The 8571-nt window shown below is 67.3% G+C and carries 8 protein-coding genes; 5 read left to right on the top strand and 3 right to left on the bottom strand.

All coding sequences use genetic code 11. The features are described 5' to 3' along the window. The 3 genes from QOI01_RS30740 to QOI01_RS30730 form a co-directional block, all read right to left on the bottom strand. Positions 1 to 685: inositol-3-phosphate synthase (locus QOI01_RS30740; protein ID WP_526387120.1), on the bottom strand; the 685-nt coding region annotated here is incomplete at its 3' end. Positions 686 to 757: 72 nt separating this feature from the next. Beyond that, positions 758 to 1321, bottom strand: a complete 564-nt coding sequence (locus tag QOI01_RS30735; protein WP_526387118.1) for a PadR family transcriptional regulator — start codon at positions 1319 to 1321, stop codon at positions 758 to 760. Between the two features lie 110 nt (positions 1322 to 1431). Continuing rightward, positions 1432 to 2307 (bottom strand): DUF1707 domain-containing protein, encoded by an 876-nt coding sequence (locus QOI01_RS30730; protein WP_526387117.1) that lies wholly within the window; start codon positions 2305 to 2307, stop codon positions 1432 to 1434. A 111-nt stretch (positions 2308 to 2418) separates the two neighbouring features. Between QOI01_RS30730 and QOI01_RS30725 the strand changes: the two genes are divergently transcribed. From QOI01_RS30725 to QOI01_RS30705, 5 genes are all read left to right on the top strand, one after another. Next, positions 2419 to 2838 (top strand): DUF5318 family protein, encoded by a 420-nt coding sequence (locus QOI01_RS30725; RefSeq protein WP_526387115.1) that lies wholly within the window; start codon positions 2419 to 2421, stop codon positions 2836 to 2838. Then, the gene (locus QOI01_RS30720; RefSeq protein ID WP_526387113.1) at positions 2835 to 5282 is read left to right on the top strand and encodes a transglycosylase domain-containing protein; all 2448 of its coding nucleotides are present in this window, start codon (positions 2835 to 2837) and stop codon (positions 5280 to 5282) included. Before QOI01_RS30725 ends, QOI01_RS30720 begins: the two co-directional genes overlap by 4 nt. After that, entirely contained in the window at positions 5279 to 6937 is a 1659-nt protein-coding gene (locus tag QOI01_RS30715; RefSeq protein WP_526387111.1) for a glycosyltransferase family 87 protein, read from the top strand. Before QOI01_RS30720 ends, QOI01_RS30715 begins: the two co-directional genes overlap by 4 nt. 301 nt (positions 6938 to 7238) lie before the next feature. Beyond that, the gene (locus QOI01_RS30710; RefSeq protein WP_526387109.1) at positions 7239 to 7781 is read left to right on the top strand and encodes an HD domain-containing protein; all 543 of its coding nucleotides are present in this window, start codon (positions 7239 to 7241) and stop codon (positions 7779 to 7781) included. A gap of 129 nt (positions 7782 to 7910) precedes the next feature. Then, complete coding sequence (locus QOI01_RS30705; protein ID WP_526387107.1) at positions 7911 to 8384, top strand: SRPBCC family protein; 474 nt, start codon at positions 7911 to 7913, stop codon at positions 8382 to 8384. Positions 8385 to 8571 lie beyond the last annotated feature (187 nt).

Below are 8571 nucleotides of genomic sequence, written 5' to 3'. Positions count from 1 at the left end.
CGCCGACGTTGAGCTGCATGGTGCGATCGAGCTGCACGCCGCGGTCCTCGAACAGCTTGGCCATCACGCGGTGGGTGATGGTCGCGCCGACCTGGCTCTTGATGTCGTCGCCGACGATCGGCACGCCGGCGTCTTCGAACTTCTTGGCCCACACCGGGTCCGAGGCGATGAAGACGGGCAGTGCGTTGACGAACGCCACGCCCGAGTCGATGGCGCACTGGGCGTAGAACTTGTCCGCCTCCTCGGAGCCCACCGGAAGGTAGGACACCATGACGTCGACCTTGGCGTCCCTGAGTGCCTTGACGACGTCGACGGCCTCGCTGTCGGACACCTCGATGGTCTCGGAGTAGTACTTGCCGATGCCGTCGAGGGTCGGCCCGCGCTGGACGGTGACGTTGGTGGGCGGCACGTCGGCGATCTTGATGGTGTTGTTCTCGGACGCGAAGATCGCCTCGGACAGGTCGAAGCCGACCTTCTTGGCGTCCACGTCGAACGCCGCGACGAACTTCACGTCGCGGACGTGGTATTTGCCCAGCTTCACGTGCATCAGTCCGGGGACGGTCGAGTTCTCATCGGCGTCGTCGTAGTACTGCACACCCTGCACCAAGGAGGACGCGCAGTTGCCGACACCGACGATGGCAACCCGGATTTCGTTCGAGGCGGCCGCCTCATTGGGTACAGACATGGAACGTTCTCCTTCTCGTACTGACACTGCGGTGCGGTCGGTTCTAGGGGGTTGGCGTTAGGGCGGTTGGCGTTAGGGCTGTTGTTCGGGGGTTGTCTCGGAGCGCCCCGGGGCGGCCACGCGTTCGGCCGCGATCAGATCGTTGAGCCACTTGACCTCGCGCTCGCTGGACTCGAGGCCGAGCTGGTGGAGCTGGCGGGTGTAGCGGTCGAGTGAGTTGGTGGCACGCGCGATGGCTTCACGCAGACCCTCCCGGCGTTCCTCCACCTGACGGCGGCGACCCTCGAGGATGCGCATCCTGGCCTCGGCCGGGGTGCGGTTGAAGAAGGCCAGGTGCACGCCGAAGCCGTCATCGGTGTAGTTCTGCGGTCCGGTGTCGGCAACGAGTTCCGTGAACCGGTTCTTGCCTTCGTCGGTGAGCACGTAGACGCGTCGAGCCCGGCGTACCTTGACGGCTCCCACCGGCGCCACCTCTTCGGCGATGAGCCCGTCGGCCTGCATCCGGCGCAGTGCCGGGTACAGCGACCCGTAGGAGAACGCGCGAAAGGCTCCGAGCAGGCCCGTCAGCCTCTTGCGCAGCTCGTAACCGTGCATCGGTGATTCGAGCAAAAGTCCCAGGATGGCGAGCTCCAGCATCCAATCACCTCCTTTGCGCGGTCGCTACGACGATTCAACACCTCGCCGAACTATATCGCGCCGATATATACGACGCTACATCGGTGCCACCCAAGTGTGCTTTCTGCAGGTCAGCTGGTGGCTGCGTCGAGGCGCTTGACGGTGCCGTCGCCAGTGAAGGTGATGGAACCACTCCCGAAGTCACTGGAGACATTGGCCCGCAGCTCGAGCGCGCCAGGAGTGTGTGGATCCCTGGCCGGGTCGATGCTCAGGTACGTGCTGTCGGCCTTCACATCCGAGGGCTTGAGGCCGACGGTCTCGGGTGCACCGCGCAGAATGCCGACGACGGTCTTGACGTCGAACGCGCCGAGGTCCACGACGACGTCGTCGTCGCCCTTGGCCGATGTCGACGGATCGTCGAAGCCGCCGCGGTAGGTGTAGCTCAGCTTGCGTCGGTCGTCGGTGGGATCGGGACGGTCCAAAACGGCGTACTCCGGGTAGATGGTGAGGCCGTACCCCATGGTGTCGCCGAACCGTTGGCGCATCTGCTCCAACAACCCGTTCAGCCCGCCGAGCGACTGCAGCTGCTTCGGCGGCGTGATGACCTTCGCCGGTATGCCATCGGACTTGGCACCGGGATCGGAGGCGAAGCTCAACGGCGAGCTGGTGTTCCCGTAGAGCCCCCAACCGATCGCGATGCCGAGTATCACCAGGACGCCGGCCACCGCGGCACGCACGCCGAGGCCCCCGCCCGCGCCGGACAAGCTCGACGGCTCCTTGAGGTCGGGCATCTGCACCGGGGCGTTCTCGGTCTGGAGGTCGTCGACAAGCGATTGCAGATCACCCAGCGTGGCAGCCTTCGTCGCGGTCGCCACCCGCGTGCGGTGCTCATCCATCGACAGCTGCCCGTCACTGAGCGCGCTGTCGAGTACCTGGCACGTGTTGTTGCGGTCGGTGTCCTTCGCCCGCGTTCCTGCCGTCTGCCGCCCGGGCCTCGTCGTCGCCACGAACAGATCGTAGGAGTTCGCGCGCCATCACCGCAGACCAGATGGCGAACTGCGGCCGGAGGTGACCCAGTCGAAGCTCCGCTCGCGGAGGGCCGACGTACTCTGGTCATCGTGCGATTGCAGCGACAGGTGGTGGACTATGCGCTCAAACGACGGTCCCTGCTGGCCGAGGTGTACTCGGGACGCACGGGCGTTTCCGAGGTGTGCGATGCCAATCCGTACCTGCTGCGCGCCGCGAAGTTTCACGGCAAGCCCAGTCAGGTGATGTGCCCGATATGCCGCAAGGAACAGCTCACGTTGGTGTCGTGGGTGTTCGGCGACCATCTCGGGGCCGTGTCCGGTTCAGCCCGCAGCACGGAGGAGTTGGTGATGCTGGCGGCTAAGTTCGACGAGTTCGCGGTGCACGTAGTGGAGGTGTGCCGAACCTGCGAGTGGAACCACCTCGTCAAGTCGTACGTGCTGGGTGCACCTCGTCCTCCGAAGGCACGTGGCACCCGGGCAGTGCGCTCGCCGACCGCGCACGGCCAGTGAATAGCGAAGGGCGACACGAACGGTCAGCCGACGACGTCCGCAAGGAGTCAGCGGCTGACGGTGGAGTCGCACCCACGTCGCACTCGGCTCCGCCGCCGTCCGACGGCGTGACCAGGGCCATCCCCAAGTTGAGGGATTCGCTGCGGCCGGACGATCGCCAGACGATGGTGATCCCTCCCGTTCGCGACGCCCCGCCGCGGTACCGCGATCCGATCGACGTCGTCAAGGCGGCCCTGGACGGCACGCCGCCGCCAAGGCAGCCACCGCCGGGGCCTCCTCCCGGAGGCGGCCCGCCAGGGGGACCGGGTCCGCGTCGTGAGTTCCACGTCAACTGGAAGTGGGTCCGGCGCGGGTCCTACGTCGCACTGGCGCTGTGCATTCTGCTGCCGATCGTGACCTTCGCGATGGCCTACGTGATCGTCGACATTCCCAAGCCAGGAGACATCCGCACCAACCAGGTGTCGACAATTCTGGCGAGCGACGGCAGTGAGCTCGCGAAGATCGTCCCGCCGGAGGGCAACCGGGTCGACGTCAACATCGACCAGGTTCCGGTGCAGGTCCGCAACGCGGTGATGGCCGCGGAGGACCGCGACTTCTACACCAACCCGGGCTTCTCCTTCACGGGGTTCCTGCGCGCGTTCAAGAACAACATCTTCGGCGGCGATCTGCAGGGCGGTTCCACGATCACGCAGCAGTACGTCAAGAACGCCCTCGTCGGTGACGCGCGTTCGGGCGTGGGTGGTCTGGTCCGGAAGGCCAAGGAGCTCGTCATCTCGACGAAGATGTCGGGCGACTGGTCCAAGGACCAGGTGCTGCAGTCCTACCTGAACATCATCTACTTCGGCCGAGGCGCGTACGGGATCTCCGCCGCCTCGACCGCCTACTTCGGCAAGCCCGTCGAGCAGCTGAACGTCGCCGAGGGCGCGCTCCTGGCGGCGTTGATCCAGCAGCCGTCGGCGCTGGACCCCGCCGTCGATCCCGCCGGGTCGGCCGAGCGCTGGAACTGGGTGCTCGACGGCATGGTGACGATGGGCGCCCTGTCGCCGGGCGACCGCGCGGCACAGGTGTTCCCGCCGACGGTGTCGCCGGATCTGGCCCGCGCGCAGAACCAGACGACCGGACCGAACGGGTTGATCGAGCGTCAGGTCACCAAGGAACTGATGGACCTGTTCAACATCGACGAGCAGACGCTGAACACCGAGGGCCTGCAGGTCACCACCACGATCGACCCCAAGGCGCAGCGGGCGGCCGAGGACGCCGCCGCGAAGTACATGGACGGCCAGGACCCCGACATGCGCACGGCCATCGCCTCGGTCGATCCGAAGACCGGTGGGGTGAAGGCGTACTACGGAGGCTCGGACGCCAACGGGTTCGACTTCGCGCAGGCCGGATTGCCGACGGGATCGTCGTTCAAGGTGTTCGCCCTGGTTGCCGCGCTCCAGCAGGGCATCGGGCTCGGTTACCAGGTGGACAGCTCGCCAGTGGAAGTCAATGGCATCAAGATCACCAATGTCGAAGGCGAGGGTTGCGGCACCTGCAATATCGCCGAGGCGCTCAAGCAATCGCTCAACACCAGCTACTACCGTCTCATGCTGAAGCTCAAGAACGGCCCGCAGGACGTCGCCGACGCGGCGCACGCAGCCGGTGTCGCGGAGAGCTTCCCCGGCGTGGAGCACACCCTGTCCGAGGACGGTAAGGGTGGCCCGCCGAACAACGGAGTGGTGTTGGGCCAGTATCAAACTCGCGTGATCGACATGGCGTCGGCGTACGCGACACTCGCCAACTCGGGCATCTACCACCGGCCGCACTTCGTGCAGAAGGTGGTCCGCTCCGACGGCCAGGTGCTCTTCGACGCGTCGCAGCAGAACGATCCCGGCGAGCAGAAGATCGACAAGGCCGTCGCCGACAACGTGACCGCCGCTATGCAGCCCATTGCGGGCTACTCGCGGGGTCACAATCTGGCCGGTGGCCGGCCCTCGGCCGCCAAGACCGGGACCAACCAACTCGGCGACACCGACGCCAACCGCGACGCGTGGATGGTGGGCTACACCCCGTCGCTGGCGACGGCGGTCTGGGTGGGCACCACCGAGGGCACCAGGCCACTCGAGAACAAGTCGGGCGGTTCGGTGTATGGGTCGGGCCTTCCGTCGGACATCTGGAAGGCGACGATGGACGGGGCCTTGCAGGGCACCACCACCGAGACGTTCCCGAAGCCGACGGAGATCGGCGGTTACGCCGGTCCGCCGGCAGCGCCTCCACCCCCGCCTCCGCCGCCGCCGCCGCCGTCCGAGACGGTGATTCAGCCGACGATCGAGTTGGGCCCGGGCATCACGATCCCGTTCGGCCCGCCGACCACGATCGCGTTGCCGCCGCCGGGAGCACCTCCTGGTGATCCGGCCGCCTCCGCCACCCCGACGATCACCGCGCCGCCGCCTCCGCCGTGATCGGCAGCGAGCCGAGTCGGCCCACGGTGTCCCCCGAGGCGCTGGCCGAGGATCTGCGCAGCGACGACGACCGCGACCTGCCCAGCCGGACGGACACCATCGGCGCTGCGCTTTCCGGCATGATCGGCGGTCCGGTCGGCAGGCATGCGCTGATCGGCAGGGCGCGGTTCATGACGCCGCTGCGCGTCATGCTCGTCATCGCGCTGCTGTTCCTGGCACTCGGGTACACGACGAAGGCGGGGTGCCTGCAGTCGACCGGCACCGGCACTGCCGATCATCGGGTCGCCGTGTGGGAGAACCAGCGGGCGTACTACGAGCTCTGCTACTCCGACACCGTCCCCCTCTACACCGCAGAACTGTTGAGCCAGGGCAAGTTTCCGTACAAGTCGTTCTGGATCGAGAAGGACGCCGAGGGCGCGCCGCAGAAGCAGTACGACGGCAGCCCGGCCGTGCGGTACATGGAGTATCCGGTCCTGACGGGTGTCTACCAGTACGTGTCGATGGCGTTGGCCAAGACGTACACGGCGTTGACCAAGCTCGTCTCGGTGCCGGTGCTCGCCGAGGTCGTGATGTTCTTCAACATCGCCGCGTTCGGCCTGGCGCTGGCGTGGATGGCGACGGTGTGGGCGACCGTGCGCTTGGCGGGCCGCCGACCGTGGGACGCCGCGCTCGTCGCCGGCTCGCCGCTGCTGATCTTCCAGATCTTCACCAACTTCGACGCGCTCGCGACGGCGTGCGCGGCCGGGGCGATGCTGGCGTGGGCCCGACGAAGACCGGCGCTGGCCGGCGTCCTGATGGGCGTCGGCGTCGCGCTGAAGCTCTATCCGCTGCTGTTGATCGTCCCGATGGTGATTCTGGCGTTGCGCACCGGCCGGTTGCGCGAGGTGGGCAAGACCGCGGGCGCCGCCGTGGCGACGTGGTTCGTCGTGAATCTGCCGATCATGGTGCTGTTCCCGCGGGGGTGGTCGGAGTTCTTCCGGCTCAACACGCGACGCGGTGACGACATGGACTCGCTGTACAACGTCGTCAAGTCGTTCACTGGTTGGCCGGGGTTCGACCCACATCTGGGATTCTGGCAGCCACCGGCGGCGCTCAACGCGGTGTCGGCGGTCCTGTTCGCTGCGTGCCTGTGCGGGATCGCGTACGTCGGCCTGACCGCCAAGGAGCGTCCGCGGCTGGCGCAGCTGGCCTTCCTCGTCGTCGCAGCCTTCCTGCTGACCAACAAAGTGTGGAGTCCGCAGTATTCGCTGTGGCTGGTTCCGCTGGCGGTCCTGGCGCTGCCGCAACGTCGAATCCTGTTGGCCTGGATGACGGTCGACGCGTTGGTCTGGGTTCCGAGGATGCTGTACCTGTTTGGCGAGCAGAAGATGGGACTGCCCGAGCAGTGGTTCACCACGACGGTGCTGCTTCGGGACATCGCAGTGATGACGTTGTGCGCGTTGGTGATCCGCCAGATCTACCGTCCTGAGTTGGACCTGGTCCGCCACGGGGGTTCTTCGGGGGGACGCGTCGACGATCCCTCGGGTGGGGTCTTCGAGCACGCGCCAGACGCACCGCCGCGTTGGCTGCCGTCGTGGCTGCGGCCCAGCGAGCGGCCCGCGGTCGTCCAGGCGCCCGAGACCGAGTCCGAGCCGGAGCTGACCCCGGCGCAGTGACGGCGGCCCGGTTCACGGGCGCCGCCTGAGGAAGGGCAATCGCGCATCCGCCCGCCGCTGGTCGGCCGGTGTTCGATGGCGCGCGGTCGCTGTGCGTCATGCCCGTTACGGGCTGAATTCCGGACCACCTCACAGCAATTCGTGCGGCAGGGTGCGCCGAATGCATACCCGATGTTTGTGTTGAGGTAACCAATTCGACCCCTGCCCTGCACCGGGTGCGACCACCATTCGGACGTGTGGTCGCTGCGACCCGTGAGCTCGCCGAGGAACTCGTCAGCACGCTGAAGATTCAGGAGGAACGGTGAGGATCTCTCGCGACGCGCTGGCCGCGCTCATCGACGGCCTGGCCGGGCTGCCGTACGGTCGCGAGGCGGTCGACCAACGCGCACATGCCCTGCAGACCGGGTGGCACGCCAAACAGGCGGGCGTCGACGACGAGCTGTTGTTGGCGGCGACGCTGCACGACATCGGCCGGGCTGGACCGGTGCACGCGCAGTGGCCGAAGCTGCCACACGAGCTGTCGGGCGCCGAGTTCGCCCGATGCCACCTCGGTGAGCGGGCTGCGTGGATCATTGCGCAGCACGTTCCGGCGAAGCGCTACCTCGTCGCCGTCGACGCCGACTATCACGCCCACCTCAGCCCGGCGTCGGTTGCCTCGCTGGTGCGTCAGGGTGGACCGATGAGCGACGAGGAGGTCGCCGCGTTCCGGGCACACCCGAATGCCGAGGAAGCCGTCATGGTCCGGCGCTGGGACGACGATGCCAAGGACCCGAGGGCTGCGGTCCTGCCGGTGGTCGAGGTGCTCGCCGCCTACGACCGCCTGGTGTCCAGCGGGCCGGGCTGACGCCGGGGTTCACGACGACGGCGCTACTCCGCGACATCGCGGTGATGAAGCTGTGGGCGTTGGCGATTCGGCAGATCTATCGGCCGAGGTGACACCGTCGGTGTGATCGGGTGTGGCAGGCTGGAAACCGTGACCGATCTCGAATTCAGCGACTCCGTCCTGGTGAATGCCGGCGCGGACCAGCTCTACGCGCTGGTCGCCGACGTCACCAGGATGGGCGAGTGGAGTCCGCAGTGCCGCGCCTGCTGGTGGGACGAAGGCGGAGGCCCGACGGTGGGCGCGTACTTCACCGGTCGCAACGAGACAGCGGAACGAACGTGGGAGACGCGGAGTCGGGTGGTGGCCGCCGAGCCCGGTCGCGAGTTCGCGTGGCTGGTGAACGACGGGTGGGTGCGCTGGGGATTCAGCATCGAGCCCGTGGACGACCCAGTTGGCGGCACCCGGCTCACCGAGTCGTGGGCGTTCCAGCCCGAAGGCATCCGTGGCTTCCACGACCGGTACGGCGACGGCGCGGACGAGCAGATCGCCATCCGGACGCGGTCGGCCAAGGACGGCATCCCGGTCACCCTGGCTGCCATCAAGCGGACCGCGGAGGGCGGCTGACCGGCGGTTCGTTCACCGCGCGATTTCGCAGCTCAGCCTTCGCTCAGGTAGCCTGGGCCGGTTGCCGACGCAGGCGACCCTCCTGCCACGGACAAGCCGTGGCCGCACACGACCATAGGAGGTGATGGGTTCCTTATGCGTCCATACGAAATCATGGTCATCCTCGACCCCACGCTCGATGAGCGGA

It is taken from the genome of Mycobacterium sp. (assembly GCF_032162605.1).
In the GTDB taxonomy this organism is placed as follows: domain Bacteria; phylum Actinomycetota; class Actinomycetes; order Mycobacteriales; family Mycobacteriaceae; genus Mycobacterium.
Note: the sequence above shows the minus strand (reverse complement) of the source record. Positions and strands in the feature narration are given on the sequence as shown.

Excerpts from the sequence above, each read along its gene's own strand:
- QOI01_RS30735 (WP_526387118.1), bottom strand. The coding sequence starts at position 1,321 with ATGCTGGAGCTCGCCATCCTGGGACTTTTGCTCGAATCACCGATGCAC.